This window comes from Amycolatopsis sp. 505 (genome assembly GCF_031625235.1).
GTDB lineage: Bacteria > Actinomycetota > Actinomycetes > Mycobacteriales > Pseudonocardiaceae > Amycolatopsis.
The window spans coordinates 1,025,072-1,051,319 of sequence record NZ_JACKQP010000001.1; the positions used below are offsets into that span (position 1 = coordinate 1,025,072).

The 26,248-nt window shown below is 71.8% G+C and carries 28 protein-coding genes and 1 tRNA gene; 16 read left to right on the plus strand and 13 right to left on the minus strand.

The window, feature by feature from the left end; all coding sequences use genetic code 11:
- Positions 1-27: 27 nt before the first annotated feature.
- Positions 28-270, minus strand: coding sequence for a VOC family protein (locus tag H5965_RS04965; protein WP_310968105.1), 243 nt, complete (start codon positions 268-270; stop codon positions 28-30).
- A gap of 54 nt (positions 271-324) precedes the next feature.
- Here H5965_RS04965 and H5965_RS04970 point away from each other — a divergent pair, with 54 nt between their 5' ends.
- The 3 genes from H5965_RS04970 (at position 325) to H5965_RS04980 (ending at position 3,416) form a co-directional block, all read left to right on the plus strand.
- Complete coding sequence (locus tag H5965_RS04970; RefSeq protein WP_310968106.1) at positions 325-1,008, plus strand: FadR/GntR family transcriptional regulator; 684 nt, start codon at positions 325-327, stop codon at positions 1,006-1,008.
- Between the two features lies 1 nt (position 1,009).
- Positions 1,010-1,822 (plus strand): class I SAM-dependent methyltransferase, encoded by an 813-nt coding sequence (locus tag H5965_RS04975; RefSeq protein WP_310968108.1) that lies wholly within the window; start codon positions 1,010-1,012, stop codon positions 1,820-1,822.
- Between the two features lie 100 nt (positions 1,823-1,922).
- Complete coding sequence (locus H5965_RS04980; RefSeq protein WP_310968109.1) at positions 1,923-3,416, plus strand: adenylate/guanylate cyclase domain-containing protein; 1,494 nt, start codon at positions 1,923-1,925, stop codon at positions 3,414-3,416.
- On the opposite strand, the gene H5965_RS04985 is transcribed toward H5965_RS04980, so the two are convergent.
- Positions 3,404-4,393, minus strand: a complete 990-nt coding sequence (locus tag H5965_RS04985; RefSeq protein ID WP_310968110.1) for a beta-ketoacyl-ACP synthase III — start codon at positions 4,391-4,393, stop codon at positions 3,404-3,406. The two genes, H5965_RS04980 and H5965_RS04985, sit on opposite strands and share 13 nt — an antisense overlap.
- A 201-nt stretch (positions 4,394-4,594) precedes the next feature.
- Here H5965_RS04985 and H5965_RS04990 point away from each other — a divergent pair, with 201 nt between their 5' ends.
- From H5965_RS04990 to H5965_RS05000, 3 genes are all read left to right on the plus strand, one after another.
- A complete protein-coding gene (locus tag H5965_RS04990; protein ID WP_310968111.1) occupies positions 4,595-5,068 on the plus strand; it encodes an Lrp/AsnC family transcriptional regulator in 474 nt (157 codons plus the stop codon).
- 20 nt (positions 5,069-5,088) lie between these two features.
- On the plus strand, positions 5,089-6,303 hold the full coding sequence (locus H5965_RS04995) for an MFS transporter (protein WP_310968112.1): 1,215 nt from the start codon (positions 5,089-5,091) through the stop codon (positions 6,301-6,303).
- A 154-nt stretch (positions 6,304-6,457) separates the two neighbouring features.
- A complete protein-coding gene (locus H5965_RS05000) occupies positions 6,458-6,862 on the plus strand; it encodes an SsgA family sporulation/cell division regulator (RefSeq protein WP_310968113.1) in 405 nt (134 codons plus the stop codon).
- A 93-nt stretch (positions 6,863-6,955) separates the two neighbouring features.
- On the opposite strand, the gene H5965_RS05005 is transcribed toward H5965_RS05000, so the two are convergent.
- A complete protein-coding gene (locus H5965_RS05005; RefSeq protein WP_310968114.1) occupies positions 6,956-8,059 on the minus strand; it encodes a S1 family peptidase in 1,104 nt (367 codons plus the stop codon).
- Positions 8,060-8,507: 448 nt separating this feature from the next.
- Between H5965_RS05005 and H5965_RS05010 the strand changes: the two genes are divergently transcribed.
- Both H5965_RS05010 and H5965_RS05015 read left to right on the plus strand, forming a co-directional pair.
- Positions 8,508-11,417, plus strand: coding sequence for an AAA family ATPase (locus H5965_RS05010; RefSeq protein WP_310968115.1), 2,910 nt, complete (start codon positions 8,508-8,510; stop codon positions 11,415-11,417).
- Positions 11,418-11,508: 91 nt separating this feature from the next.
- A complete protein-coding gene (locus H5965_RS05015; protein WP_310968500.1) occupies positions 11,509-12,117 on the plus strand; it encodes a DUF1345 domain-containing protein in 609 nt (202 codons plus the stop codon).
- 1 nt (position 12,118) lies between these two features.
- Here H5965_RS05015 and H5965_RS05020 read toward each other — a convergent pair whose 3' ends face one another.
- The 4 genes from H5965_RS05020 to H5965_RS05035 form a co-directional block, all read right to left on the minus strand.
- Complete coding sequence (locus H5965_RS05020) at positions 12,119-12,811, minus strand: G1 family glutamic endopeptidase (protein ID WP_310968116.1); 693 nt, start codon at positions 12,809-12,811, stop codon at positions 12,119-12,121.
- 188 nt (positions 12,812-12,999) lie between these two features.
- Positions 13,000-14,055: an ABC transporter substrate-binding protein gene (locus H5965_RS05025; protein WP_310968117.1), complete on the minus strand. Its 1,056-nt coding sequence runs from the start codon at positions 14,053-14,055 to the stop codon at positions 13,000-13,002.
- Position 14,056: 1 nt separating this feature from the next.
- Positions 14,057-14,944, minus strand: coding sequence for an ABC transporter permease (locus tag H5965_RS05030; RefSeq protein ID WP_310968118.1), 888 nt, complete (start codon positions 14,942-14,944; stop codon positions 14,057-14,059).
- On the minus strand, positions 14,934-15,740 hold the full coding sequence (locus tag H5965_RS05035) for an ABC transporter ATP-binding protein (protein ID WP_191309041.1): 807 nt from the start codon (positions 15,738-15,740) through the stop codon (positions 14,934-14,936). Before H5965_RS05035 ends, H5965_RS05030 begins: the two co-directional genes overlap by 11 nt.
- 192 nt (positions 15,741-15,932) lie before the next feature.
- On the opposite strand from H5965_RS05035, the gene H5965_RS05040 reads away from it, so the two are divergent.
- Together H5965_RS05040 and H5965_RS05045 are read left to right on the plus strand one after the other, a co-directional pair.
- Positions 15,933-17,510 (plus strand): sensor histidine kinase, encoded by a 1,578-nt coding sequence (locus tag H5965_RS05040; protein WP_310968501.1) that lies wholly within the window; start codon positions 15,933-15,935, stop codon positions 17,508-17,510.
- Positions 17,507-18,166 (plus strand): response regulator, encoded by a 660-nt coding sequence (locus H5965_RS05045; RefSeq protein WP_310968119.1) that lies wholly within the window; start codon positions 17,507-17,509, stop codon positions 18,164-18,166. The genes H5965_RS05040 and H5965_RS05045 overlap by 4 nt, the downstream gene beginning before the upstream one ends.
- Before the next feature lies 1 nt (position 18,167).
- On the opposite strand, the gene H5965_RS05050 is transcribed toward H5965_RS05045, so the two are convergent.
- Positions 18,168-18,791: a hypothetical protein gene (locus H5965_RS05050; protein WP_310968120.1), complete on the minus strand. Its 624-nt coding sequence runs from the start codon at positions 18,789-18,791 to the stop codon at positions 18,168-18,170.
- Positions 18,792-18,911: 120 nt separating this feature from the next.
- Positions 18,912-19,721: an SDR family NAD(P)-dependent oxidoreductase gene (locus tag H5965_RS05055; protein WP_310968121.1), complete on the minus strand. Its 810-nt coding sequence runs from the start codon at positions 19,719-19,721 to the stop codon at positions 18,912-18,914.
- Positions 19,722-19,852: 131 nt separating this feature from the next.
- On the opposite strand from H5965_RS05055, the gene H5965_RS05060 reads away from it, so the two are divergent.
- Together H5965_RS05060 and H5965_RS05065 are read left to right on the plus strand one after the other, a co-directional pair.
- Positions 19,853-20,653: a serine protease gene (locus H5965_RS05060; protein WP_310968122.1), complete on the plus strand. Its 801-nt coding sequence runs from the start codon at positions 19,853-19,855 to the stop codon at positions 20,651-20,653.
- Between the two features lie 16 nt (positions 20,654-20,669).
- A complete protein-coding gene (locus H5965_RS05065; protein WP_310968123.1) occupies positions 20,670-20,894 on the plus strand; it encodes an RNA-binding S4 domain-containing protein in 225 nt (74 codons plus the stop codon).
- A 152-nt stretch (positions 20,895-21,046) separates the two neighbouring features.
- Here the strand turns inward: H5965_RS05065 and H5965_RS05070 are convergent, their stop codons facing one another.
- Positions 21,047-21,988 (minus strand): Ldh family oxidoreductase, encoded by a 942-nt coding sequence (locus tag H5965_RS05070; protein ID WP_310968124.1) that lies wholly within the window; start codon positions 21,986-21,988, stop codon positions 21,047-21,049.
- A gap of 101 nt (positions 21,989-22,089) precedes the next feature.
- Between H5965_RS05070 and H5965_RS05075 the strand changes: the two genes are divergently transcribed.
- Positions 22,090-22,371: a DUF2277 domain-containing protein gene (locus H5965_RS05075; protein WP_310968125.1), complete on the plus strand. Its 282-nt coding sequence runs from the start codon at positions 22,090-22,092 to the stop codon at positions 22,369-22,371.
- 1 nt (position 22,372) lies between these two features.
- Here the strand turns inward: H5965_RS05075 and H5965_RS05080 are convergent, their stop codons facing one another.
- Entirely contained in the window at positions 22,373-22,807 is a 435-nt protein-coding gene (locus H5965_RS05080; RefSeq protein WP_310968126.1) for a VOC family protein, read from the minus strand.
- 79 nt (positions 22,808-22,886) lie between these two features.
- Between H5965_RS05080 and H5965_RS05085 the strand changes: the two genes are divergently transcribed.
- Complete coding sequence (locus H5965_RS05085; RefSeq protein ID WP_310968127.1) at positions 22,887-23,726, plus strand: patatin-like phospholipase family protein; 840 nt, start codon at positions 22,887-22,889, stop codon at positions 23,724-23,726.
- Here the strand turns inward: H5965_RS05085 and H5965_RS05090 are convergent.
- Positions 23,707-24,177 carry a hypothetical protein gene (locus H5965_RS05090; RefSeq protein WP_310968128.1) on the minus strand — a complete coding sequence of 157 codons (471 nt, stop codon included), beginning with the start codon at positions 24,175-24,177 and terminating at the stop codon, positions 23,707-23,709. The two genes, H5965_RS05085 and H5965_RS05090, sit on opposite strands and share 20 nt — an antisense overlap.
- Positions 24,178-24,241: 64 nt before the next feature.
- On the opposite strand from H5965_RS05090, the gene H5965_RS05095 reads away from it, so the two are divergent.
- Positions 24,242-24,328: transfer RNA gene (locus H5965_RS05095), tRNA-Ser, on the plus strand.
- Positions 24,329-24,361: 33 nt separating this feature from the next.
- Here H5965_RS05095 and H5965_RS05100 read toward each other — a convergent pair.
- Positions 24,362-24,817, minus strand: a complete 456-nt coding sequence (locus H5965_RS05100) for a MarR family winged helix-turn-helix transcriptional regulator (protein ID WP_396136860.1) — start codon at positions 24,815-24,817, stop codon at positions 24,362-24,364.
- A gap of 504 nt (positions 24,818-25,321) precedes the next feature.
- On the opposite strand from H5965_RS05100, the gene H5965_RS05105 reads away from it, so the two are divergent.
- Positions 25,322-26,248 (plus strand): neutral zinc metallopeptidase, encoded by a 927-nt coding sequence (locus H5965_RS05105; protein ID WP_310968130.1) that lies wholly within the window; start codon positions 25,322-25,324, stop codon positions 26,246-26,248.

Genomic DNA, 26,248 nt, shown 5'->3' on the forward strand with positions numbered 1-26,248 from the left:
GATGTGTCAGGTCAGACACCCCCGAGTTCACCGTGGGGTGAAGACGTCCAGGTGCAGGCGGTTCTTGACCGTCTTCGCCTCCGGCACGGGGTTGATCCAGATCAAGGGGCCGTCGCCCACCGGATCGACGATCGGCACCGGCCAGTCCGCCGGGCGCGAGTCGCCGGTCATCGAATCGCGGCGGAGGTAGCCCAGGGCGCGGCACCACCAGTCGGCGAGGGCCTGGTGGTCGCCCGCGTCCAGGGCGAGGTCCTTGAATCGCGCGGTCATGCCGTGATCATGGCAGCCACCCCCGGCGATTCCGGGAGCTGAGAGGATGAGCGGGTGGACACCGAGCAGGTCTGGAGCGCGACCGTCGACCGGCTGCGGGCGCGGATCGACTCCGGTGACCTGCCGCCCGGCAGCCGGCTGCCCGCCGAACGCGTCCTGTGCGAAGAGCTCGGGATCAGCCGGGGCTCGCTGCGGCAGGCGCTGCGCGTCCTGGACTCCATCGGGTACGTCCAGATCCGCGCCGGCTCCGGCACCTACGTCCGCGAGCAGCAGGAACAGCCCCTCCGGACCTGGTTCACCGAGCACGACCAGCTCGTCGAGAAGCTCTTCGACCTCCGGGCGACGGTCGAACCGACCCTCGCCGAACGGCTGGCCCGGCACGCCTCCGCGAAGACCGTGAGCCGGCTCGAGGACAACGTCGCCGAGATGGCGCAGGCCGCCGAGGACGGGGACATGCTGCACGTCATCGCCGCCGATGCCGAGTTCCACCGGGTGATCGCGCAGAACGCCGGCAACGACGACGTCGCCGGGCTGCTCCGGTCCGTGCTCGCGCTGGTCGGCGAGGAGCGGCGGGCGGCGCTGCGGCTGCCCGGGCAGATCCGCAAGGCCGTCGCCGACCACCGGGCCATCCTCGACGCGATCCGCCGGTCCGACCCCGCCGCCGCCCGCGAGCTGACGCTCAAGCACCTGGTGGACGCCAAGAACTACGCGCACGACTTCGCCGCGGAGGAGCGCTGAAATGGAAAAGGTCCGCTTCACCGGAGAAAAAGCCACCAACCTGGCCACGCTGTACGGCCGCGCGCTCGACTACCGCAGCGCCCACCCGATCCTCGGCGACCGGGCGGCCGACGACGCCGTCCGCCGGATCGACTACGACTTCACCAAGATCGGTATCTCCCCCGACCGCGCGATCTCGGTCGTGCTGCGGGCCAAGCCGATCGACGACTGGGCCGCCGAGTACCTGCGCGCCCACCCGGACGCGATCGTGCTGCACCTGGGCTGCGGCCTGGACACCCGGTTCCAGCGCCTCGCGCCGCCGGAGACCGTCCACTGGTACGACGTCGACTACCCCGAGGTCGTCGAGCTGCGCGAAAAGCTGTACCCGAAGGCGCCGAACCAGTCGCACATCGCTTCGTCGGTGACCGACTTCGAGTGGCTCGACCAGGTGCCCGCGGACCGGCCGGCGCTGATCGTCGCCGAAGGCCTCACGATGTACCTGAAGCCCGAGACCGGCACCGAGCTGTTCCGCCGGCTGGTCGCGAAGTTCCCGTCCGGCCGGCTGATCTGCGACCTCTTCAACCGGACCGCCATCAAGATCCAGAAGCTCAACGCGCCGGTGCGCAAGGCGGGCGCGACGCTGTACTGGGGTGTCGACGACCCGCGGGAACTCGAGCGCTGCGGCCTCACGCTGGAGTCCTCTTTGGACGCCGCGCACTGGGCGACCCCGGACGTGCTGGCCAAGATGGGCCCGATCACCCGGTTCCAGCTGCGGATGCTGAAGGTCGTCCGGCCCATGGCCCGGACCGCGCACATCGTGCGGTACCGCTTCTGACGAAGGCGGGGCGGGCAGCGTCACGCCCTTGGCCTCGCCGCGCACGGTAACCAGCCGCCACCGGGGGTGGCCACGCATTTCCGGCCGTACGATCGACGCCGTGCGCAAGATCGCCGTGAAGAACGTCCGCGTGGTGTTGCGCACCAGCCTGGGCTTCGCCGGGCTGGGTATCGGCTCGAGCGTGGCCGGGTCCGGCGTCGTCGCCCTGCTGCTCGTGCTGCAGGGCCTGCCCAACGACGTCGGCGACCGCGGCTGGGTGCTCGGCCTGACCGCCGCCGGCATCGTCGCCGCCGCGCTGCTCGCCGGGACGCTGTGGACCGCCTGGCTGCAGCGCCGCACCGCCATCTGGTTCGTGCTCGGGCGCCCGCCGTCGGTGAGCGAGGCGCGGCGCGCGTTGCGGCTGCCGGTGGACATGGCCGTGGTCAGCGGCACGCTCTGGCTGATCGGCACCGTCATCCTCACCGTGCTCGCCGGGGCGCTCGGCTCGGCCGGCGACGCCGGCGGCATGGCGACGGTGATCGGGCTCGGCGGGCTCACCACGGTCGGGCTCACCTACCTCGCCGCCGAGTGGGTGGCACGGCCGGTGATGACGATCGCGCTGGACGTCCTGCCGCCGCGGGGTTCGCTGCCGGTGACCGTGCTGACCCGGCTGGTCGTCACCTGGGCGCTGGCCAGCGGTGTCCCGTTGGTGGGCGTGCTGCTCGTCGCCACGCCGCCGGACCTGGGCTCGGGCGACCACACCGCGAGCCTGGTCATGCTGTCGGTGATCGGTCTCGCCGTCGGCGCGATCGGCACCGCGCTGCTGGCCAGGGCGGTCGCGGCACCGCTGCACCGGCTGCGGGTGGCGCTCGACGAGATCGCGCGTGGCAACAACGACGTCGCCGTGGACGTCGACGACGCCAGCGAGATCGGCCGGCTCCAGACGTCGGTGAACCAGCTCGCCGCCGGCCTGCGCGAGCAGGCGCGGATGCGGGACCTGTTCGGCAGGCACGTCGGGGCCGACGTCGCCCGGCACGCGCTGGAGTACGGCGCGTCCCTCTCGGGCGACGTCCGCGAGGTCACGGCGTTGTTCGTCGACGTCGTCGACTCGACCGCGCTGGCCTACCGCACGCCGCCGGAGGAACTGGTCGGGAAGCTGAACCGGCTGTTCGCCGCGGTCGTCTCCGCGGTCAACGCGCGCGGCGGGCTGGTCAACAAGTTCCAGGGAGACGCCGCGCTGTGCATCTTCGGCGCGCCGACGCGGCTCGCGGACGGCCCGACGGCCGCGCTGGCCGCGGCGCGGGCGATCCGGGACGCGGTCCGCGAGGCCGGCGAGCTCGAAGTCGGCGTCGGTGTCTCCAGCGGCCCGGTGTTCGCCGGGCAGCTCGGCACCAGCAGCCGGCTCGAGTACACCGTGATCGGCGACGCGGTCAACGAGGCCGCCCGGCTCACCGAACTCGCCAAGGCCGTCCCGTCACGGGTGCTCGCCAGCGACGCCGTCGTCTCCGCGGCGCTGCCGGGCGAAGCCGCGCACTGGGAGAAGCACAGCGAGCTGGCGCTGCGCGGCCGCCAGGAGGCGACGCCGACCTGGACGACCGGCGCTCAGGACAGCTGACCCAGGTCCGGCCAGCGCAGCACGGTCGAACCCCAGGTCAGGCCCGCGCCGAACGCGCTGAGCAGGACGCGGTGGCCCGGGACGAGCGTCCCGTCCGCGCGGGCGTCGGCCAGGGCGAGGGGGATGGACGCGGCACTGGTGTTGCCGACCCGGTCGATGTTGGCGACGACGGCGTCGGCGGGCATGCCGAGCTGCTTGGCCGTGGCCTGGAGGATCCGGATGTTCGCCTGGTGCCCGACGAACCGGTCGACGTCGCCGACCATCCAGCCCGCGCGGTCCAGGACCGTGCGCGACGACTCGGCCATGCGCGCGCAGGCGTGGCGGAACACGGCCGTGCCCTGCATGGCGAGGAAGCGGTCGCCCGGCTGGTCGGACAGCCGCCGCCGCGCGCCGCCGGCCTCGACCCACAGCAGCTCGGCGTGCTCGCCCTCGCTGTGCAGGTCGAACGGGCCGAACGCGCCCGGCTCGTCGGCGTCACCCGCGCGGAGCAGCACCGCGCCGGCGCCGTCGCCGAAGATCGGCACGGTGGTGCGATCGCCGGGGTCGATGAGCGTGGTGAAGGTGTCCGCGCCGATCACGAGCACGCGCTCGGCCAGCCCGCCCGCGATGAACCCGGCGGCCGTGGCCAGGGCGTAGACGAAGCCGCTGCAGACGGCGTTGACGTCGAAGGCCGCGGCCGTGCCGAGCCCGAGCCGGGCGGCGACCTGCGGTGCGCTGGCCGGGCAGGGCTGGTCGGGCGTGGAGGTGGCGAGGACGACGGCGTCGGCGGAGGTGCCCGCGAGCGCTTCGCGGCCCGCCCCGACCGCGAGATCCACAGTGGACTCGTCCGGGCCCGCGACGCGGCGTTCGCGGATCCCGGTGCGGGTCCGGATCCACTCGTCCGAGGTGTCGAGCCGGGCGGCGATTTCGTGGTTGTCCAGGACTTTCGTCGGCAACCACGAACCGAGACCGGTCAGCACGGCGGCAGGTGCGGGCACGGGAGAGCCTCCCCACGCCGGCGGGTTGGCGGAGCGACCGGCTGGTCTTCCACTTCTATGGGCTACCCCCTGGTAGACCGGTCAGTTGTGTTCCAGCTCACGCAAAAAGTTGTTTCATCTTCGCCCCGGACGGAGTAGTGAGCGACGTCACGGAGGAGTGACACGCGGCGAATTGTCGGGGGTGCCGGTTAGCCTGCTGAGGTGCGGACACCCGACCTCGACCAGCTGGACATCGCCATCCTCGCCTGCCTCCAGGCCGACGCCCGCACGATCGCCGAAACGATCGGCGCGAAGGTCGGCCTCTCGGCCGCGGCCGTCCAGCGGCGGATCAAGCGGCTGCGCGAGGCGGGCGTCATCGAGCGCGAGGTCGCGGTGCTGTCGCCGGAGGCGCTCGGGCTGAGCATGACGTTCGTGGTCACGGTCGAGATGGAGCGGGAGAACCTCGCGGTCTTCGACGGGTTCCGCCGCCAGGTCCTCGCCGAGGACGCCGTCCAACAGTGCTACTACGTCACCGGCACGGCGGACTTCGTGCTGATCGTGACGTGCCCGGACATGGCGGGCTTCGAGGCGTTCACCCGGCGGATGTTCTTCGACAACCCGAACGTCCGGCACTTCACGACCAGCGTGGCGATGGACCGTGTGAAAGTGGGGCTCACGCTGCCGCTCGACCCGTAAGCTGTCCCGCTGGGGGAAGCATGCTTCGGATCTTTCTGGCCGCGACGCTGATCGACGCGCTGGGCAGCGGGCTGTGGGTCCCGTTCGCCCTGCTGTTCCTGGTGCACGGGCAGGGCATGGGCCTGGTCGACGCGGGCGCGTCGCTGACCATCGGCGCCCTGCTGGCCCTGGTCACCGGCCCGGCCACCGGCGCGGCGATGGACCGCTTCGGGCCGCGGGCACTGCTCATCGCGGGCAACCTGGTGCGGCTCGCCGCCTTCGCGGCCTACCCGCTGGCGCACACGAGCTGGCAGGTGGTCGTGGTGTCGGCGGTGGCGGGCTTCGGCGACCGGCTGTTCTGGACGTGCAACGCGCCGATGGTGGCCCGGCTCACCTCCGGCACCGACACCGACCGTGTGCTGGCCACGCAGACGGTGGGCCGGTTCGCGGGGGCGGGTCTCGGCGCGGCGGCGATGGCGGTGCTGCCGACGATCACGAGCCCGTGGGCGTTCCACTTGCTCGCGTACGCGAACGCGGCGAGCTTCGGGGTGGCGGCGGTGCTGATCCGCCTCCTGCCGCGGGTCGTGAGTGGTAACGCGGGTGCTAACCCTCCTTACCGCTCACGACCGGCCGGGAGCTGGCGGGCGGTGCTGGGCAATCGGGCCTTCACGGGGTTCTGCGTCACCCACATGGCGTTCACCCTCGCCAGCGCGAGCAAGTTCTCCGTGCTGCCGATCGTCGTCCGCGACCTCCTGCACGGTCCACAGTGGATCGCCGGCACGGCGATCACCGTCGGGACCGTGGTCGTCGTCACCGGGCAGCGGCCGATCGTCGGGCTGCTCGCCGGGCGGAGCCGGACCGCCGGGCTCATCGGGTCCGCCGTTCTCTTCGCGATCTGCTTCGCGCTCCTGGTCCCGCTGACCGCCGTCCCGCTGCCGGTGGCCACCGTGCTGATCCTGCTCACCAGCCTCGGCTTTTCGATCGCCGAAGCCCTCTTCGGCCCGACCGCCACCGCCGCGGCCGCCGCGGCCGCTCCGCCGGGGGCCGAAGGGCGGGCCAGCTCGATCTTCCAGCTCTCCTGGGGCCTGCCCATCGCGCTCGCGCCGGGCCTGCTGGCCGCGCTGCTCAGCACGAGCAACGCGCTGACCTGGTCGATCCTGGCCCTGACCTGCGCGTCCGCCGTCCCGGCACTGCTCGTGCTGCGGAAGAAACTGCCGGAGGCACTGCGCGAACCGTCACCACCCGTGGCCGCCTGAGCGCAAGGGGTATGTGCCCGGTGTTACACCACAATGGACGGATGCAACCGATCAAGTGAACGTGAGACTTTCTCCGTCATGACCGTTCCCCCTGGTCATCTCCTTGCCGAACAGTTCGCGCCGCGCGAACCACCGCGAGACTCCAGGAGGGGCCGTGCACACCGACGCCGTACACCAGAGCCAGTTCGTGCTGCTGAACGAGAGCACCACGCCCGTCCTGTCGCGCCTGTCCTACCACTCCCACGAACCCTTCGCGGTGACCGTGGCCTTCCGGACCGAGCGCGGCCGGTGGATCGAGTGGACCTTCGCGCGTGACCTGCTCGTGGCCGGGCTCGACGAGCCGGCCGGCCTCGGCGACGTCCGGATCCGCCCGGACCTCTCCGAGGACGAAGACTTCCTGACCCTGGAAATCGAGTCACCGGACGGCTATGCGTCGTTCGAGCTCGAGGTCGAAGACGTCCGGAGCTTCCTGGACGCCTCCATCGAACTGGTGCCGCTCGGCGAAGAGAGCGCGCACTTCGACGTCGACGGGCTGATCGAGGAGATCAGCAACGTCTGACCCGCGAACCTCCCATTCCCGCGGCGAGGAACGAAGGGCGGGTTCCGGGCGCGCTGGAGGCGCCCGGAACCCGCCCTTCCGCGGTTTACCGGCTCAGCTGGTCTTGAGGGTGGTGCCGGTGCCGGAAAGCGCGCCGGCGATCGGATAGAAGTACGTCACGGACGTGTTGCCGCCGGACAGGATGCCCTGCGCGTAGTTGCCGGCGATGAAGCCGCCGCCCGAGTCACCCGCGGCCGAGCGGACGTTGGTCGCGGTCATGCCGTTGACCGTGCCCTCGGCGTAGCGGACGCTCTGGTTCTTGGCGCCGATGGTGCCGCAGGTCCAGCCGGTGGTGGAACCGGCCTTGCAGACCGACGAGCCGGTCGCGGCGTTCGACTGGCCGCGCACCGCGGTCCCGTTGTTCATCTGGGCGACCGGGGTCCAGTTGCTGTTGGTCCGGACCGCCGCGTAGTCGACACCGGGGAAGCGGTAGGTGATCCAGCTGCCGAGCGAAGCGCCGTTCGACCCGGTCAGCGAGCCACCGCCGGTGAGGGCGCCGCAGTGGCCGGCGGTGACGAAGCCGGTCGTGGTCGCGAAACCGACCGAGCAGCGCGAGGACCCGCCGATGTAGTAGGCGTCGCCACCGCGGATGTTGGCGTACGTCGTGGGCACCGACGCCGTCTCGCGGATCGCCACGACGGCGGAGTCCACACCGGACTTGGCGAGGAACGCGACCGCGGCGGCGCGCTGGCCCTGCAGCACGTCCAGGGTGACGCGGTTGGTAGCGTCGTCGACACCCCAGCCGGTGATCGCGGCGGGCGCGGCCTTGTCCGCGGCGTTCAGCTTGTCCACAGTGGAATTGAGCTGGCGGGCACTGAACCGGACGACTTCCGCTTCGGCACCGGCTTCGCGGATCTTGCCGGCCAGCGCGGCGTTCGTCGTGGTGACGTGCGCCTTGCCGGTGGCGGCGTTGTAGGTGGCGCCACCGAACGCGTCGCCGAGCGCCGCGGTCAGCGACTCGGTGACCCGGTTCGCGACGTCCTCGCTCTTCAGCCGGGCGATCGCCTGGTCGTGGGTCAGGCCGAGGTCCCGCTGCATGGCGGGCACCATGTCCGGGTTCAGCAGGTCCTGGCCCGACGCGGGGACGGCGGTCGCGGCCAGCGCGCCCGTCGCCATCACCGCGGTGGCAGCGGCACCGAGAAGTCTCGCGATCTTCATGCTTCTCCCTAGGTGGTTACGCGCGGCTCCGCACCGGCCACGCAGTGGTACTCCCCCGGGTGAGGGTCCCCGCAGTGGGCGTTACGGTGCAATCCGGGCGCCCGGCGAATGGGTATACGCATTCACCGAGGACGAATCCCCTGCTCCAGCCGGGCTCAGCCGCCCGTCGTCACCCAGTCGGACAGGTCCGTAAGTAGGGTTTCCGTGAATTACTTTCAGTAGTCACTTGGAGTACACGAACGCGTTAAGCGACGTTCGAACGTGCGATCGGCCGGGGTTTCGCACGCTGGGTGAGCCGATCGCCCCGGTTCCCGCAGCAAACCGGTGACGGTGGGTAGGCAGACGTGTGACGACCGCACCCACCACGTATTCGGTGAAAGGTTTACGGACGCATCGCCGCTGCTTAGGCTCCCGCGAGCTGGTCCCGGTGTGTGTCGAGGAGGGTCATATGTGGCTGACCACCCCCCGCCCCACCTCGGTTTCCGTCCGGTCCGGACCCGCCCGGCTGGCCGGCCGCGACACCGAGCTCGACGCCATCGTCGCCGTGCTGCGGAGACGCCCGGCCGCGGTCCTCATCGAAGGCGAACCCGGCATGGGCCGCACCCGGCTGCTCGCGGAGATCGGGCGGCGCAAGGAGTTCGACGGCGGCCGCGTGCTCACCGGCGCCTGCCAGCCGCTGCGGCAACCGTTCCCCTACGGGCCCGTCCTGGAAGCGCTTCGCGCGGTCGGCGACGCCCCGCTCGGGCCGCTCAGCCCGGTCGCCGGCGTGCTGCGGCCGCTGCTGCCGGAACTCGCGGAAGCGCTTCCCCCGCGGCCGGAACCCCTGGCCGACCCGGTCGCCGAACGCCACCGCGTGTTCCGCGCGGTGCGGGAGCTCCTGCACGCCTGCGGCCCCACGCTCGTGCTGATCGACGACCTCCAGTGGGCCGACGAGGACACCCGCGACCTCATGCGATTCCTGGCCGGCACGATGCCGCCCGAGCTGGCGGTGGTCGCCACCTACCGGTCGGCCACCGACGTCCGCCCCGGCCCGCTGGGAGCCCCGTTCCGGACCGACCCGGCGGTGCACTCCGCGCGCGTCGCGCTCGGGGCGCTCGACGTCGCGGCCGTGCGCGCGCTGGCCGTCGACATCCTCGAACTGCCCAGGGTGACCGACGACTTCGCGGCGAAACTGCACGAGTGCACGGCCGGGATCCCGTTCGTGGCCGAGGAAACCCTGCGCGCGCTGAAGGAAGCGGCCGAACGGCTCCCGGTCGGCGAGGTCCTCTCCGACCGCCTGCTCGAAAACCTCGAGGTACCGGTGCTGCTCCGGGAATCCGTCACCGAACGGCTCGCCGCGCTGCCGGAGCCGGCGGTGCGGCTGGCCGGCGCGGCCGCCGTGCTCGGCGTCGGCGCGGAGGCGGCCGTGCTCGGCGAACTGGCCGGGCTGTCCGGCGACACCCTTCGCACCGCGCTGCTCGACACGCTCTCCGGCGGCGTGCTCGGCGAGGTCGGCGACGACCGGTACGGCTTCCGGCACCCGCTGGCGCGCAAGGCGGTCTACGACACGGTGAGCGGACCGGAACGCGCTTTGCTGCACGCGCAGGCGATCCGCGTGCTCGCCGCGCAGCCGTCCCCGCCGCTCACACTGCTGGCCCGGCACTCCCGCGCCGCCGGCCGCGTCGACCAGTGGCGCCACTACGCGGAAGCGGCCGCCGACGAGGCGATCACCCGCGGCGAGACGTCCCGCGCGATCGACCTCCTGCAGTCGGTGCTCGCCGAGCCCGGGCCGTCGCAGGCCGACACCGGGCGGGTGGCGGGCAAGCTGAGCCAGGTCGCGCTGCGGGGGTTCCGCCCCGAGGTGCTCGGCACGCTGCAGCGCGTCCTCGAAGAGGTGACGCTGCCGCCGTCGGTCCGCGGCTCGATCCGGCTGTGCCTCGGCATGCTGCTGGTCCGGACCATCGGCGGCCTCGGCCGCGGCCGGCTGGAGGTCGAGCGCGCGGTCGGCGAGCTGACCGACCGGCCGGACCTCGCCGCCCGCGGGATCACCCTGCTCGCCCAGCCGATCGACGGGCTGACGCCGTTGTCGTGGCACGAATCCTGGCGCGCCCGCGCGGGCGAGGTGTACGAGCGGCTCGACGACCCCGAGCTGCGGCTCGCGCTGACCGCCGACCGCATCGCCGCCGCCTCGCACGTCGGCGACGGCTCGGCGTGGGCGGAGTTCGAAGCGCTTTCGGACACCGTCGGCACGGTCGCCGAGCGCGTCCAGCTGGCCCGGCTGTGGTGCAACCTCGCCGACGGGCAGTCCTGGGCCGGGCACCTCGACCGCGCGGACCGGCTGGTGACCGAGGGCGTCCGGCGCGCGACCGACGCGGGCGCGTTGTACGCGATCGGCCTGATCCAGGGCACCCGCGTCCGGCTGGACTGGGTGCGCGGGCGCTGGACCGGCCTCGCCGAGGCCGCCGAGCAGCTGCGGGACAGCTACCCGGAACTCGGCCCGATCGTGATGGAGTCCTCACTGGTGCTCGGCGGGCTCGCGGCGGTGCGCGGCGAGTTCGCCGCCGCCCAGCGGCACCTGACCGCCGCGAGCGTGTACGCGCCGGACCGCGGACCGATCCCGGTGGTGCTCTCGGCCGCCGGCGTGCTGATCTCCGTGCTCCTGGCGACCGACGACGTCGACGGCGCGTGCGCGGCGGCCGACACGGCGGTGGCCGCGGCCGGCCGCAAGGGCGTCTGGATCTGGGCCGCCGCGCTGGTCCCGGCGGCGGCGCAAGCGTATGCGCGGGCCGGGCGCTGGCCGGAGGCCGACAACGTCGTCGAGGCGTTCGCGCGCGGCATCGAGGGCCGGGACGCGCCGGTCGCCGCGGCCGCGCTGGTGGCGGGCCGCGCGGTGCTGCTCGAAGCACGCGGCAAGCACCTGGCCGCGGCGACGTTGTTCGACGAAGCCGCGTCCGGCTACGCGGCCCTGCCGATGCCCTACCCGGCGACGGCCATGCGCGAGCGCGCCTCGATGTGCCGGCTGGCCGCGGGCAACCGGTCGGCCGTCGACGAGCTGACCTCGGCGGCCGAGGCGTACGAGCAGCTCGGGGCGACCCGCGACGCCGGCCGCTGCCGTCACCAGCTGCGCGAGCACGGCGCTTGGGCACCATCGCAGCGCGGGCGGCGGGGGTACGGGAGCGAGCTGTCACCGCGGGAGCGCGAGGTGGCGCGGATGCTCGCGGAGGGCCGGACGAACCGGGAGATCGCGGACGGGCTGTTCCTCTCTCCCCGGACGGTGGAACAGCACGTGGCGAAGGTGCTGCGGAAGCTAGGTGCGCGGTCGCGGACGGACGTGGCCCGCAAGCTCCCCGGCGAAGTGACGACCGCACCGGCTGGCTAACCGGACGGCGTCGTCCTACCTTGGGCGCGTGACAGAAGAGGCACTTCCCGCTTGGCGCAGGCGGACTTCCGGCGAGACCCGCTGGCCCGCGATGGGCGTCGTCGTCGCCACCCTCGTGCTGCAGGTCGCCCTGCCCGACGACATGGCCCTGCACCCGCGGTGGCTGCTGCCGGCGGTCTCGGCGCTGCTCGTCGTCGCGCTGCTGCTGGCCAACCCGGGGCGGATGTCGCACTTCAGCGCCGTCGAGCGGGTCATCTCGCTGCTGCTCGTCGGCGCCGTCACCGCGGTGAACGCCGGGTCCGCGGTCACCCTCGTCTACAACATCGCCACCGGGACCATCGGCGACCACGCCGGTGCCGTGCTGGTCACCGGCGCGATCGTCTACTGGACGAACATCGTGGCTTTCTCCCTCTGGTACTGGGAGTTCGACCGCGGCGGCCCGGGCCGGCGGGCCGCGGGGCGGGCCGAGTACCCCGACCTGCAGTTCCCGCAGATGGCCGACCCGAGCCTGGCGAGCCAGAACTGGGAACCGTCCTATCTGGACTACCTGTACTTCTCGTTCACCAACGCGGCGGCCTTCAGCCCCACCGACGTCATGCCCCTGCGGGTCTGGGCGAAGATGACGATGATGCTGCAGGCCGTCGTGTCGCTGGTGCTCGCGGTGATGGTGGTCGCCTGGGCGATCAACAACCTGAAGTGACTCAGTGGCGGGTCATCGTGAAGCTCTGGCCGTCGGCACCGATCGCGCCCGGGGTCCACGTGTAGCTGCCCTTGTCGTCGGCGTTCAGACCGGACGGGCTCGTCGAGGCCAGGTTCGTGCCGTTGAACTTGACGCCGGTGAACTTGATGCCGCCGGAGATCGACGGGTAGGAGTCGGTCGGGGACTCGATGATCGCCTCCGCCGAGGCGTGCTTCGAGGTCAGGGACTTGGTGACCGTCTTGGACCAGCCCTTGGTCGTGTCGCTGATGTCGAGGCGGTAGGTGTTCGTCGCCGTCCGGGTCACCGTGGCGGTGATGTGGTCGCCGGCGCTGACCGAGTTCGAGTAGTACACCGGTGCGGCCGGGTACATCTCGTACCAGGCCTGGTAGACCGGGCGGCCGCTGGAGCAATCGGTGGCCACGCCGGTCTGCTCCACAGTGGACGATCCGTCGCCGTCGATGCCGACCCACGGCGCGAACAGGTCGTCGGTGGACGTGCAGGTCACGGCCGGTTCCGTCCAGCTCGCGGTGGCCGTGGTGAAGCTGCCGAAGCTGACGTACCCGCCCCAGTTGCCGCCCGAGAACTGATGGCCGTGGAAGTGCGCGCCGAACACGGCGGCGTGGGCGGTGCCCGAGAAAGCCAGCGAGGCCGCCGCGGCGGCGGCCACCGTGAGGACGCGGAGGGTTTTGGACATGCGGGGACTCCGTTCACCGAGGGGGACCGGGAAAACCGTGTCCTCAAGTGTTGGATCCCCACCGAAAATAAAGTAGCTACTTTCGCATGGTCTTCCATTGTCCGAAAAGACCCGTAAAGGCCTCCGCGGGGGAAAGAGGCCTTTACGGGTCCATATCGCTCACCTACCGCCCGGTCAGGTGAGCGGGGCTACTGCTGCGCCTGTGCGTGCGCGGCGTCCACGAACTGCGTCGTGTACGTCTTCGACAGGTCGATCTTGTCCTTCTTCGGCTTGACGTTGCTCGACGACTCGCCGAGCACCTTCAGCACGTTCTGCGCCCCGGCCGGGTCCATCCGGCCGTCCTTGGTGAACATCGGCAGGCTGTCCCGCAGCGACTTCACGTACAGCGCCTTGTCCCCGCCGGCGAACGACGGCGGCATCATCGCGGCCACCTGTTCCGGTGTGTGCGAAGAAATCCACTTCAAGGTCTCGACGTACGCATTGGCCAGTTTCTGCACGATGTCCGGATAGCGTTTCACGATTTCGCAGCCCATGTACAGCGAGCTCGCGGGGTACAACCCGCCCAAAGCGGCTTTCGTGCCTTCGACCGTGCGCATGTCGTAGAGCACCTTCGCCTGGCCCGTGTTCGTCAGTTGCGCGATCGTCGGGTCGGTCGTCATGCCGGCGTCGATCGAGCCCTGGTTCATCGCCGAGATGAACGTCTGCCCGGCGCCGACCTTCACCGGCGTGTACTCCTTCGACGTGACGCCGCCGCGCAGGGCCAGCGCCTTGGTCAGGAAGTCCGTCGACGAACCCAGCGACGTGACGCCGAGGTTGCGGCCCTTGAAGTCCGCGCCCGACCTGACCTCGCCGGCCTTGGCGGTCGCGACCATTTCGGCCTCGCCCGGCACGTTCGCGAACTGCACGACGCTCTCGATGCACTGTTCCTTGGCCTGCAGGTCGATCGTGTGGTCGTAGAACCCGACCACCGCCTGCACCTCGCCGGCCAGCAGCGACGTCTCGGCGTTGGCGCCGGACGGCTGGTCGAACAGCTCGACGTCGAGACCCTGCTTCTGGTAGGCGCCGATCTGCTGGGCCAGCTGGCCGGGCAGGTAGATCACCTTCGACAGGCCGCCGACCATGATCTTGATGTGCGGCTTCCCGGTGGTGCCGAGCGCGATCTCCCGCGAGTCGCGGCAGGCGGTGAGCCCGGCCGCGGCGACCGCGACCGCGGCCAGCACCCCGATTGTCCTTTTGAGACGCATGTCAGACCGCCTTGATCGCGGCTTCGGAGGCGGACGGCGGCCGCCACCGCAGCAGCCGGCCTTCCAGCGTGCTGATCCCCCACTCGGCCAGCAGCGCGACGACGGTGATGATCAGCATGCCGGCGTACACCCCCGCGGTGTCGAACGTGCCTTGCGCGTTGGCGATCAGGAAGCCCATGCCGGCCTTCGCGCCGGTGTACTCGCCGACCACCGCGCCGATCAGCGCGAAGCCGAACGCCACGTGCAGCGACGACAGGATCCAGGACGTCGCGCTGGGCAGCACGATCGACTTGAGCACCTGGCCGCGGGTCGCGCCGAGGATGCGGGCGTTGTCGATCAGGTTGCGGTCGACCTCGCGGGCGCCGGTGAAGGCGTTGAAGAACACCGCGAAGAACACGAGCACGACGACGGTCGCGACCTTCGACGACAGCCCGAGCCCGAACCAGATGACGAACAGCGCGGCGAGCACGATGCGCGGCAACGCGTTGGCGGCCTTGATGAACGGCGCCAGCACCTGGGCGAGGTACGCGCTGCGGCCGAGGACCACGCCGAACACGACACCGAAGATGGCGCCGATGACGAACCCGAGCGCGGCTTCCTCGACGGTCACCAGGATCTGGTACCAGATCGAGCCGAAGTCGGTGCCGGTGCTGAACCACTCGACCAGCCGCTCCCAGATCTTCGACGGCTTCGAGTAGAAGAACGGGTCGATCCAGTACGTGGCGGTCAGCTCCCAGCTGCCCAGCCACACGACGACGATCGCCAGGCGCAGCAGCCAGATGTTGCGCTTGCGGCGCGCGGTCGCCTGCTTCGCGCGGGCGAGGATGTCCTGCTCGGTTTCGAGCACGGGGAGGGGCGCGGACGTGGCCGCGGGGGTCTCAAGCGACATTGCTCGCTCCCTTCTCACGGGCCTTGTCGACCTCGCTGCGCAGTGATTCCCAGATGTCGGCGTAGAGCTTGCGGAAGTCCTCGGTGAGCCGCAGTTCCTCCACCTTCCGCGGCCGTTCCAGGGGGATCTCGAAGACGTCCTTCACGGTGGCCGGCCCGGTCGTCAGCACGACGACCTTGTCCGCCAGCGCGATGGCCTCGTCGAGGTCGTGCGTCACGAAGATGACCGCGGCCCCCGAACCGGACCACAGCCGCAGCAGCTCGTCCTGCATCAGGGCCCGCGTCTGGACGTCGAGCGCCGAGAACGGCTCGTCCATCAGCAGGATCTTCGGCTTGGTGACCAGCGTCTGGGCCAGCGCGACGCGCTTGCGCATGCCGCCGGAGAGCTGGTGCGGGTAGTACTTCTCGAACCCGGCGAGCCCGACGCGGGCGATCCAGTCGACGGCCTGCGCGCGGGCTTCGGCCTTCGGCACGCCGCGGAACCGCGGGCCGGACGCGACGTTCTCCAGCACCGAGCGCCACGGCATCACGGCGTCGGTCTGGAACATGTAGCCGACCCCGTCGGGGATGGACTTCACGTCCTCGCCGTTCACCCGCACCCGGCCGGCCGACGGCGGCTGCAGGCCGGAGACCAGCGAGAGCGTCGTCGACTTGCCGCAGCCGGTGGGGCCGACGACGGCGACGAACTCGCCGGGCTGGACGGTCATGGTCAGGTCGCGGACGGCCGTGTGCACGGAACCGGACCCGCTCGGGAACCGTTTGGTGGCTCCGGTGAGTTCGATCAGTGGGGGAACCATGGTGGAGGTGACTCCTTCGTCACGTGGTGGGGCTCACGTTGGGAAGGGACGTTAAGGAGGTGTGGCGCCCAGGTGAAGCTTGTCGACGTTCTCCGCGCGAGCTGTGCGTTCTGAATGTTTTGCTCATTTAGCGCACCGGCTTGACCTGGGGGTATGGTCCCGGCCATGCCAAAGTGGGCGCTCTTCCCGCGGATGCGGTTCAGCAGGCAGGTGCTGCTGCTGCAGATCGGCGTGGTCGCCTTGGTCGTGGGACTCGGGGTCGCCCTGGTCAGCCTGCTCCTCTCCCGCACCCTCACCGATCAGTACGGCCGCCGGGCGCTGGCCATCGCGAAGTCCGTCGCCGCGGACCCGGTCGTCGTCGCCAACGCGGCCGCGAAGCTCCCCGGCGGCCCCCTCGAAGAGCGGGTCTTGGCCGTCACGAAGGCCAACGAGGCGCTCTTCGTCGTGATCACCGACGACAAGGGCATCCGGCTCGCCCACCCGACGGAGAGCCTGATCGGCCAGAAGGTGAGCACCTCCCCCGATGTCGCCCTCGCCGGACAGGACGAAGTCAGCGCGGTGCAGAGCGGCACGCTCGGGCTGTCCGTCCGCAGCAAGACCCCGATCTGGCAGGGAAAACGCGTGGTCGGCGAGGTCAGCGTCGGGTTCGAAGTCGGCGATCCGACGGGTGACTTCAACCGCCTGCTGACCATCACGCTGCTGTTCGCGGGCGGCGCGCTGCTGCTCGGCGCGGGCGCGTCGGCCCTGTTGAACCGGCGGCTGCGGCGCGTCACCCACGGTCTCGAACCGCACGAACTCACCGAGCTGCTCTACGAACGCGAAGCCGTCCTGCACGGGATCGGCGAAGGGGTCCTCGCCGTCGACGAAGCGAACCGCGTCTCGGTGCGCAACGACGAAGCCGAACGCCTGCTGGGCACCGAACTCCCGATCGGTGCGGCGATGGCCGAACTGCCGCTGTCCCCTCGGGTCCACAAGGCCGTCGAGGAGGGGCGGCCGGTCGACAACCTCCTGGCGGTGGCCGGGAACCGGGTGCTGGTGATCAACTCGCGGGCCGTGCGCCTGGACGACCGGCCGATCGGCACCGTGCTCACCTTCCGCGACCGCACCGACCTCGACACGCTCACCCGCGAACTCGACGGCATCCGCGCCCTCTCCGACGGCCTGCGCGCCCAACGGCACGAGTTCGCCAACCGGCTGCACACGCTGCACGGGCTGCTCCAGCTCGGCCACCACGCCGAGGCCGTCGAGTACCTGCAGACGCTGACGGACTCGCCCTCGGCGCGGCCGAGCGAGCTGGGCGACGCGGTCGCCGACCCCTACCTGCAGGCGCTGCTGGTCGCGAAAACCGAGCAGGCGCAGGAAAAGGGCCTCACGCTCAAGCTCGCCGACGACACCTGGGTGCCCACCACGGTCACCGACCCGATCGCCGCCAACACCGTGATCGGCAACCTCGTGGACAACGCCCTGCACGCGGCCCGGATGGGCCCGCGGCGGCCGGCGACCGTGGAGGTCGGGCTGCTCGCCGAGGGCGGCACCCTGCACGTGTCCGTTGTGGACAGTGGGCCCGGCGTTCCCCCGGACCTGCGGCGGACGTTGTTCGACGAAGGCGTCTCGACGAAGATCGCGCCCGGGCACGGTCTCGGCCTCGCACTCGCCCGGCAGGCCGCCCGCGCCCGCGGCGGCGACGTCTGGCTGGCCGACCCCGGCGAAGGCGAGACGGGCGCCCTGTTCGTCGCCAAACTGCCCGGAATGCTGACGGAGGACGGATGATCCGCACGCTGATCGTCGACGACGACTTCCGCGTGGCCGGCGTGCACGCCGGGTTCGTCGAGGAGGTCGAGGGCTTCGCGGTGGTCGGCACCGCGCACACCGCCGCCGAGGCGCGCGCCCGCGTCCGGGAGCTCGCGCCGGACCTCGTCCTGCTCGACGTCTACCTGCCCGACGAGTCCGGCCTCGCGGTGCTCCCGGAGCTGCAGACCGACACGATCGTGCTGTCCGCGGCGACCGACAGCGCGTCGGTGGCCGCCGCGATCCGGGCCGGCGCGCTGAACTACCTGATCAAGCCGTTCACCACCCGCCAGCTCGCGGAACGGCTGACGTCGTACGCGCGCTTCCGCGGCCTGCTCGCCGAAGACCGGGCGCTAGCCCAGGACGACGTCGACCGCGCGTACCGCGTGCTGCACGACCAGGACCGCACGACCGCGCCGAAGGGCCAGTCGACGGCGACGTCCCGGCTCGTCTCGGAGCAGCTGCGGCGGGCGGGGCGGCCGCTGTCGGCCGCGGAGGTCGCGGGCGAGCTCGGCATGGCGCGGGCGACGGCGCAGCGGTACCTCACCGCGCTGGCCGAGTCGGGGACGGTCCAGATGCGGCTGCGCTACGGCGCGACCGGCCGCCCCGAGCATGAATACCGCTGGTCAGGGGCCTGACTCAGCGGCCGCCGTAGCGCTGGGCCATGCTCTCGGCGACCTCGACCCAGGCCTGGATCGGGTTGGTGGTCGACGGGGCGGCCGACGGCGGCAGGTCGACCCGCGCCTCGGCCTCCTCGTCCGGCACCGGCTTCTTCGGCTGCGGTTTGGCCTGCGCCTGGACCTGCTTCGGCGCCGGCTTCGCGGGCACCGGCACGTACACGGTCTTCGGCGCGGGCGTGACGACGACCGGCGCCTGCGGAACCGGCTGCGGTTCCGGCGCGGGGGCCGCGGCCACCGCCGGGCGCGCGTCGAGCTGGGCGACGTCGCGCTCCGGCGCCGGGGAGAACAGGCCGCCGGTGAAGAGGCCGCCACCCAGCCAGCCGGCCGCGACGAGCAGCACCGCGGCCCCGCCGCCGAGCCAGCTCCGGGCGCGCCGCCGGATCACCACGGACTTGGGCCGCAGGTCCTGGTCGCACACCGGCGGCCGGGTGTAGATGGGCGCCTCCTCCAGCCGCGCCACCTCGTCGTCGGTGCGGCGGCGCCGGGGCAGGCTCGCCGCGACGATGCCGGTGCGGTCCAGCAGTTCCACCGCGGTGCGGTCGCTGGACGAACGGGTCGCACTGCGCGGTGCGGTGCGAAGCATCGGGGACCTCCGGGACGGGGGCTGGCGGACCCCACGCATTCTGGACCATTTCGGACGGTGCTGTCCGAAACGCAACTCGATTGAGTGACAGAGCGGCGTGAAAATGATTCGGTTTCTTCGCTACGCCTTCAAACCGAGCCGCGCGAGCGCCGCCAAGGGCCGCTGGTACGCCGAGCCGAGCACGCGCGGAATGGCGTCGATGACGTAGGCGTCCGGTCCGATGAGGATCCGCGCCGACTTCCGCTCGATCCCGCGCAGGATCGTCTGCGCGGCCTTCTCCGGGGTCGTGCGGGCGATCCGCTCGAAGCCCTGCGCGGCCTTCTCCTGGTCCTCGGCCGCGCTGCGGGAGTTGCGCACGATGTTGGTCTTGATCCCGCCCGGGTGCACGCAGCTCACCGCGACCGGGTGCCGCGCGATCAGCATTTCCTCGCGCAGCGCTTCGGTGAATCCGCGCACCGCGAACTTCGCCGCGTTGTAAGCGCTCTGCGTCGGCACGCCGACGAAGCCGAAGACGCTGGAAATGTTGACGACGTGCCCGTCGCCGGACGCGATCAGGTGCGGCAGGAACGCCTTCGTGCCGTTCACGACCCCACCGAGGTTGATGCCCATCAGCCAGTCGTAGTCCTCGAACGTCATTTCCTCGACGGTCGCGCCGAGCGCCACACCGGCGTTGTTCACGACGACGTTGACCCCGCCGAACTCGTCGGCGACGTCTTCGGCGTGCGCGAGCACGGCACTGCGGTCGGCGACGTCCAAGGTGTACGCGCGGGCGTTGTCGCCGGCGAGCTCGGCCGTCTCCTCGGCGTTCGCGGTGACGACATCGGAGAGCGCGACGCGGGCCCCGCGGCGGGCGAACTCGCACGCGAGCGCGCGGCCGATGCCCGAGCCCGCTCCGGTGATCACCACGACCTTGTCCGCGAACTGCTTCATCGGCCCTCCCGACAACCGGTGTTACTACCGAGTAGGGAATCGTAGCGGCTGTGAGCTTGCTGTGGGTGCGCTGATTGTGCCGGTGCGTCGCCCTATGGTGGTCTCGTCGGCAGCACCGGACGAGGGAGGCGATGATCATGCGGCGGCCGGCCGTCCTGCTCACCCTCGCCGCGATCGTGCTGCTCGGCATCACCTTCGTCGTGGTCGTCGCGGCCCGGCCGGCCCAGCTCGCGGACGCGACGACACCGGAGGCCGCCACGGTCGAGGCGGCTCCGGTGGCCGCCCTGCCCGCGGTGTCGAGCCCCGCGGTCGGCGCGTTGTTCGCCGAGGGCGCGCACTACTGCACCGCCAGCGTCGTGCACAGCGAGCGCGGTGACGTGCTGCTGACCGCGGCCCACTGCATCCACAACGGCGAGGGCGGCGGCTACCTCACCGGCGTCACCTTCGCCCCCGGCTACCACGACGGGATCGCGCCGTTCGGCTACTGGACGGTGTCGGACGAGCTCGTCGCGCCGGGCTGGACGGCGTCGTCGGACCCGGACCTCGACGTCGGCTTCGCCACCGCGCACCAGGCGGGCACCACGAAGTCCCTGGAGAGCCTGGTCGGCGCGAACCTGCTGGCCACCGGCACGGCGTTCGAGCAGCCGATCACGCTCACCGGCTACCCGGACGACTCCGACGTCCCCGCGGTCTGCCGGAACACCACGAGCAAGCAGGACACCTTCCAGCTGAAGGTGGACTGCGCCGGTTTCCCGACCGGCACCAGCGGCGGGCCGTGGGTGGCCGGCCAGAACCCGGAAACCCGGCTCGGCACGGTCATCGGCGTCATCGGCGGCTTCGAGTTCGGCGGCGACGACGCCGACACGTCGTACTCGAGCTACTTCGACACGGACGTCCTGGCGCTCTACCGGCAAACGACCGCCCGCACCTAGGCGGCATGATGCGGGCATGAGCGAGCCCGTCGACGTACCCATCACCGGAGAGCCGATCCGGCTCGGCCAGTTCCTCAAGCTGGCCGGCCTGGCCGAGGACGGCTCCCACGCCAAGGACCTGATCGACGCGGAAGAGGTCACGGTCAACGGCGAGGTCGAGACCCGCCGCGGCCGCCAGCTGACCGACGGCGACATCGTGGCGGTGGGCCCCGACCGCGGCAAGGTCGTCCTGGTCCGCTGACCCGCGGTGTCGGCCACCCCCGCGGTGTCGGCCACTCCCGCGGTGCGGCCACTCCCACGGTGTCGCGAATGACTCATTCGGGACCTCCGGTGTCCCCAATGAGTCATTCGCGGCATCGAGTTCTCCCCGCGGCGGGGCCGTTTCTTCCCGCGTCAGCCGACGCTGGTCAGCGGCGGCAGGCCGAGCGCCCTGGCGAGCGCGTCCAGTTCGCGGCGCACCGGACCGGCCAGCGGCACCCCCAGCGCCCGGCACTGCTCGAGGTGCTGGGCCTCGCGCCAGCCGGGGTAGCGGATCGGCGCGCCGCCGTCCCAGCCGAGCATGCTGCCGAACAGGGCGCTCGCCGCGCGGTAGAAGCCGTCGGCGCTGCGCAGCGTCGTCGGCGCGATCGCCAGCACCAGCAGTCCGGTGTCGTGCTCGTGGTCGGCGACGCCGGACAGCACGCCGGCGAGGACCTCGACCAGCAGCGTCAGCCCGGCCGCTTCCGCGCCGGGGCGGTCCATGTCGAAGACGAACTCGGGGTACGCGCCGCCCGGTGCCGCCATGCCCAGCGGGTTCATCGGCTGGCCGGGCTCGCCGCCCGCGGCCAGCACCAGCCCGATCATGGCGTGCGGCAGGGCGCGGGCGGCGTGGTGGCCGGCCCGGCCGAACGGCCCGATGCCGCGCAGCGAGACGAGCCCGACGCCGAAGCGGCCGGCCCGCGTCACCGCCCGGTCCATGGCGTCGCCGACGGCCCAGAGCCCGGGCGCGCGGCGGTAGTCGATCAGCGCGGCGGCCCCGCGGTCGGCGATCATCAGCGGCTCGGCGTGCGGCACGACGAGCCCGTTCTTCAGCAGCGGCAGGTGGACGCGGGTCAGGTCGGCGACCCCGGTCTCCGGCGAGCCGGTGAGATCGCCGTGGCAGAGCGCTTCGGCGGCGATCCGGGCGCGGGTTTCGGGGAGACCGTGCGCGGCGAACACGTGTGCCACGAGGGTGACCAGTTCGTCGGCCCGCACGCGGGGCCAGGCCTGTTCCGGGATCGGGGTTTCCGGGACTTCTTCTTCGACGATGCCGGGTTCGGGGCGGGCGGAGCGGAACGGGCGCGGTCTGAGAGGCACTTCCCCGACCTTGCCCAGCGCCGCTGCGGGCGTCAACGACGACGGCCCCGGCCTACCCGACCGTGTGATCGAGTGGTCCGCAGCGACGTACCCTGGGCGGCATGTGCCGAAACATCACCACCCTGCGGGGGCTGCAGCCGGCCGCGACGGGCGAGGAGATCGAGGCCGCGGCCCGCCAGTACGTCCGCAAGGTCACCGGCGTGCAGTCGCTGTCGCCCGCCACCCGCGAGCCGTTCGAGGCGGCGGTCGCCGAAATCACCCGGATCACCGCACAGCTGCTGGAGGAGCTGCCCGAGCGCCGCCAGCCGCCGGCGACCGTGCCGCCGCTGCGCCGTCCGGAGGTGCAGGCGCGGATCGCCGCGAAGGCGTTGCGCCAGCCCTGAATCAGCGCGCGGGCTGGGCGTAACCCCGCTCGCCGGTGTGGTCGACGCCGTCGTCCTTCGACAGGCTGTAGAGCCGGATCTCGATGCCGTCGGGGTCGTTGAAGCGGACCATCCACCCGGTGGTGGCTTCGAACAGCGGCGGGTGCTCGACGCCGAGCTCGTCCAGCCGCGCGAGCCACGCCTCGGCGGCCGCGCGGTCGGCGATCGAGAAGCAGACCGGGTCGAACCCGGCGAGCCCCGCGGCGGCCGTCTCCTGCACGCGCAACGCCACCGGCACGCCGTCGACGCTGCCGGCCACCCCGCGCACGACGCCGTCGGCGTCCGGGAACTCGTGGGTGACGTCGAGCCCCAGCACGCGCTCGTACCACTCGCGGCTGCGCGCCAGGTCGCTCACCGGGAACTTGACGTGGTGGAAACCTTCGATCTTCGCGGTCATCGCCGCCCCTCTCGCCTCGCCGACCTGGAGCGTAGCGCCGGCCGCCGAAATTGTCGGTCCCCGTCGTTAGGCTGCCCCCATGGGCGGACAAGCACTGGTTTTGGGCGGCGGCGGGGTCGCCGGGATCGCGTGGACGACGGGGTTGCTCGCGGGGCTGGCCGAGCACGGCCAGGACCTGACGGGCGCGGACCTGCTCGTCGGGACGTCGGCGGGGTCGGTCGTGGCGGCGCAGGTGGCGAGCGGCCGTCCGCTGGCCGAGCTGTACGCGCGCCAGGCCGATCCGGCCCTGCAGACGCCGGAGATCCCGGCTGAGATCGACTTCGAGAAGTTCGCCGCCGACTTCGGCGGCGCGGTCACCGGCGCGAGCGACCCGGCCGAGGTGCGCCGGGCGGTCGGGAAGCTGGCCTTGGCGGCCGAAACGGTGTCCGAGGCGGATCGCCGCGCGGTGATTTCCGCGCGGCTGCCGGTGCACGAGTGGCCGGCGCAGCGCCTGGTCATCGTGGGCGTGGACGCGGAGACGGGCGAGCCGCGGCGGTTCGACCGCGAGTCCGGCGTCCCGCTGGTCGACGCGGTCGCGGCGAGCTGCGCGGTCCCCGGCGTCTGGCCGGCGGTGACCATCGGCGGCCGCCGGTACGTCGACGGCGGCGTCCGCTCGGCCGAGAACGCCGACTACGCGGCCGGCTTCCAGCGCGTGACCGTGGTTTCGCCGCTGGGGGTGGACGCCCCGCTGCCGATGGAGAAGCCGCTGCTGGAGGTGCTGGACGACCTGCGCGCGGCGGGCGCACAGGTCGCGCTGATCACGCCGGACGAAGCATCGAAGGCGGCGATCGGCGAGAACCCGCTCGACCCGGCCACGCGCACGCCGGCCGCCGAAGCGGGGCGTGCGCAGGGTGCCGCGCTCACGCTGACCTGGTCCTGAGCGGCCGGGCCGGCACCAGCAGGCCGGCGACGCCGAGGAGCAGCCCGCCGCCCGCGACGGCGAAGATCCAGGTGCCCGGCAGCCGGACTTCGCCGGCGGTGTCGGTCGCCGTCTCGGCCTTGCCGGGCCAGTGGCGTACCTCGATGCGGCTGCCGCGGACGTAGCCGCGCCCGGTGCGGATGCGGGTGTGGCGGTCGTAGCTCGTGGGCGTCTGCACGTCCATGAGCCGGCCGTCGACGCCGGCGACGACCCGGCCCACGTCGACCACGCGCTCCACGGTCGCCGGGGCCACCACCGAACCGGCCCGCTCCCGCAGCGTGGCCGCGAGGAAGACCAGGCCGCCGAAGGACACCAGCGCGAGCGCCAGGCAGGCCATCGAGAACGCCGTCACCGGCGCACCCCGGGTGCCCGGCTCCCAGCCGGGGCCGTCCGGGTCCCATCGCGTGCGCATGCCGTGAGCACGCCGGAGGCACGGCCCGGGTTGCCTCGGGCCGTCGGCTACGCTCGTGGAGCGAGGTAGCGTGTCCGAGCGGCCGAAGGAACATGTCTTGAAAACATGCGAGGGGGCAACCTCTCCGTGGGTTCGAATCCCACCGCTACCGCACTGAGAACCCGGGCGCCCGCCGCGCCCGGGTTCAGTTTTCCGGCTCCAGCAGGTGCGCCTGCACGCGCTCGAACGCCGCGGCGATCGTCGCCTGCTCCTCGGGGCTCAGCAGGTCGATGAGGTGCTCGCGCACGCCCTCCACGTGCGTCGGCGCCGCTTTCTCCAGCAGCGCGAGGCCCTCGTCGGTCGCTTCCGTGATGACGCCGCGCTTGTCCTCCGGGTCACGCGCCCGCCGGACCAGGCCCGCCTCCTCCAGCTTGGCCACCTGGTGCGAAAGCTTGCTCTTCGTCGACCCCATGTACATCGCCAGCTCGGACATCCGCATCCGGCGGCCGGGCTGCGACTGCAGGCAGACGAGCACCTCGTAGTCGGTCAGCGACACCTCGTGCCGTTCGGCCAGCTCCCGGTGCAGCCGCTGCCGCAGCAGGAGCGTCGACACGACGTAGGAGCGCCACGCCGCCATCTCGGCATCGTTCAACCACCGCACCGCACGCTCCTCGGCCATAAGGCAGCGTAGAACGCTGATCAACGAATCGCGCGCTCCGACGCCGATCCGTCGGCCGCTGAAAACCCCGGCGCAACATCGCCCGAAGGTGGGGTTACGAAAAGGTTGAGACTCGGCCGGGAAAGGCGCATTCTGCTTGTCGGTGGACGGTCGGTCAGGGTAGACGGCACGGCTCTCCGCCAGGAGAGGTCAGGTGGTTGTGTGGCGGGTGATTCTCGCGGTTGACCGCCAGCTGCGTCCCCGCGACCGGAACGGACACCTACCGGTTCGGCCGCGACTGTGAACAGCCGAGAGCGGGCTTCCATGCGTATCACGCATACGGCGTCGGTCGGGCCTGGCTCCGGTCACGGCCTCGGAAGCCGTGATGACAGCGCCTGAACGCCGGCCCAGGAAGCGGCCAACCGCTCGACCAAAGACATACCTCGGTACAAGCCTGGGTGCGCCCGTCAGCGCGACGGCCGCACCCAGGCTCGTTAACATTTGCGGGTGAGATTCGACGACGACGCCGGTCTGGACGCCTCCGAAGTCCAGGACCTGCGCGGAAGCGGTGGAGGCGGCGGCGGGATCGGCGGCCGCGTGGCGCTCGGCGGCGGTGGGCTCGGGATCGTCGGCGTGATCATCTACTTCGTGCTGTCCCAGCTGGGCGGGGTCAGCACCGGCGGCAGCGGCCTGAGCGGCGGGCTCGGCAGCGTCGGGTCCGGCCAGCAGGTCGACAACTCGAAGCTCGCCAGCGAGTGCAAGACCGGGGCCGACGCCAACAAGAACCACGACTGCGCGATCGTCGCGGTCGTGAACTCCGTCCAGGACTATTGGGCGCAGCAGTTCGCCCGCTCCGGCTCGACGTACCAGAAGGCCCCGACGAAGTTCTTCAACGGCGGCGTGCGCACCGGCTGCGGCAGCGCCACCTCCGACACCGGCCCGTTCTACTGCCCGGCCGATTCGGACGTCTACATCGACCTGTCCTTCTTCGACGAGCTGAAGACCCGCTTCGGCGCGCAGGGCGGGCTCTTCACCGAGGCGTACGTGCTCGCCCACGAGTACGGCCACCACGTGCAGAACCTGCTCGGCACCTCCCGCAAGGGCACCGGCACCGGTCCGACGTCCGGTTCGGTGCGGCTGGAGCTGCAGGCCGACTGCTACGCCGGCGTCTGGGCCAACCACGCCTCGACGACGCCGACCGAGAGCGGCAAGCCGCTGATCACCGACGTCACCCAGGAGGACGTCAACTCCGCGCTGGACACCGCGTCCCGCATCGGCGACGACTACATCCAGGAGAACCTCGGCGGCGGCCAGGTGGACCGCTCGAAGTTCACCCACGGCACGTCCGCGCAGCGCAAGAAGTGGTTCACCACCGGCTTCCAGACCGGCGAACCCGCCCGCTGCGACACCTTCGGCACCAACAACCTGGGTTGA

Excerpts from the sequence above, each read along its gene's own strand:
- H5965_RS04965 (WP_310968105.1), bottom strand. The coding sequence starts at position 270 with ATGACCGCGCGATTCAAGGACCTCGCCCTGGACGCGGGCGACCACCAG.
- H5965_RS04975 (WP_310968108.1), top strand. The coding sequence starts at position 1,010 with ATGGAAAAGGTCCGCTTCACCGGAGAAAAAGCCACCAACCTGGCCACG.
- H5965_RS05080 (WP_310968126.1), bottom strand. The coding sequence starts at position 22,807 with ATGACCGCGAAGATCGAAGGTTTCCACCACGTCAAGTTCCCGGTGAGC.
- H5965_RS05085 (WP_310968127.1), top strand. The coding sequence starts at position 22,887 with ATGGGCGGACAAGCACTGGTTTTGGGCGGCGGCGGGGTCGCCGGGATC.
- H5965_RS05050 (WP_310968120.1), bottom strand. The coding sequence starts at position 18,791 with ATGCTTCGCACCGCACCGCGCAGTGCGACCCGTTCGTCCAGCGACCGC.
- H5965_RS05020 (WP_310968116.1), bottom strand. The coding sequence starts at position 12,811 with ATGTCCAAAACCCTCCGCGTCCTCACGGTGGCCGCCGCCGCGGCGGCC.
- H5965_RS05065 (WP_310968123.1), top strand. The coding sequence starts at position 20,670 with ATGAGCGAGCCCGTCGACGTACCCATCACCGGAGAGCCGATCCGGCTC.
- H5965_RS05075 (WP_310968125.1), top strand. The coding sequence starts at position 22,090 with ATGTGCCGAAACATCACCACCCTGCGGGGGCTGCAGCCGGCCGCGACG.
- H5965_RS05040 (WP_310968501.1), top strand. The coding sequence starts at position 15,933 with ATGCGGTTCAGCAGGCAGGTGCTGCTGCTGCAGATCGGCGTGGTCGCC.
- H5965_RS05055 (WP_310968121.1), bottom strand. The coding sequence starts at position 19,721 with ATGAAGCAGTTCGCGGACAAGGTCGTGGTGATCACCGGAGCGGGCTCG.
- H5965_RS05005 (WP_310968114.1), bottom strand. The coding sequence starts at position 8,059 with ATGAAGATCGCGAGACTTCTCGGTGCCGCTGCCACCGCGGTGATGGCG.
- H5965_RS05060 (WP_310968122.1), top strand. The coding sequence starts at position 19,853 with ATGATCATGCGGCGGCCGGCCGTCCTGCTCACCCTCGCCGCGATCGTG.
- H5965_RS05090 (WP_310968128.1), bottom strand. The coding sequence starts at position 24,177 with ATGCGCACGCGATGGGACCCGGACGGCCCCGGCTGGGAGCCGGGCACC.
- H5965_RS05030 (WP_310968118.1), bottom strand. The coding sequence starts at position 14,944 with ATGTCGCTTGAGACCCCCGCGGCCACGTCCGCGCCCCTCCCCGTGCTC.
- H5965_RS05035 (WP_191309041.1), bottom strand. The coding sequence starts at position 15,740 with ATGGTTCCCCCACTGATCGAACTCACCGGAGCCACCAAACGGTTCCCG.
- H5965_RS04995 (WP_310968112.1), top strand. The coding sequence starts at position 5,089 with ATGCTTCGGATCTTTCTGGCCGCGACGCTGATCGACGCGCTGGGCAGC.
- H5965_RS05025 (WP_310968117.1), bottom strand. The coding sequence starts at position 14,055 with ATGCGTCTCAAAAGGACAATCGGGGTGCTGGCCGCGGTCGCGGTCGCC.
- H5965_RS05045 (WP_310968119.1), top strand. The coding sequence starts at position 17,507 with ATGATCCGCACGCTGATCGTCGACGACGACTTCCGCGTGGCCGGCGTG.
- H5965_RS05015 (WP_310968500.1), top strand. The coding sequence starts at position 11,509 with ATGGGCGTCGTCGTCGCCACCCTCGTGCTGCAGGTCGCCCTGCCCGAC.
- H5965_RS05010 (WP_310968115.1), top strand. The coding sequence starts at position 8,508 with ATGTGGCTGACCACCCCCCGCCCCACCTCGGTTTCCGTCCGGTCCGGA.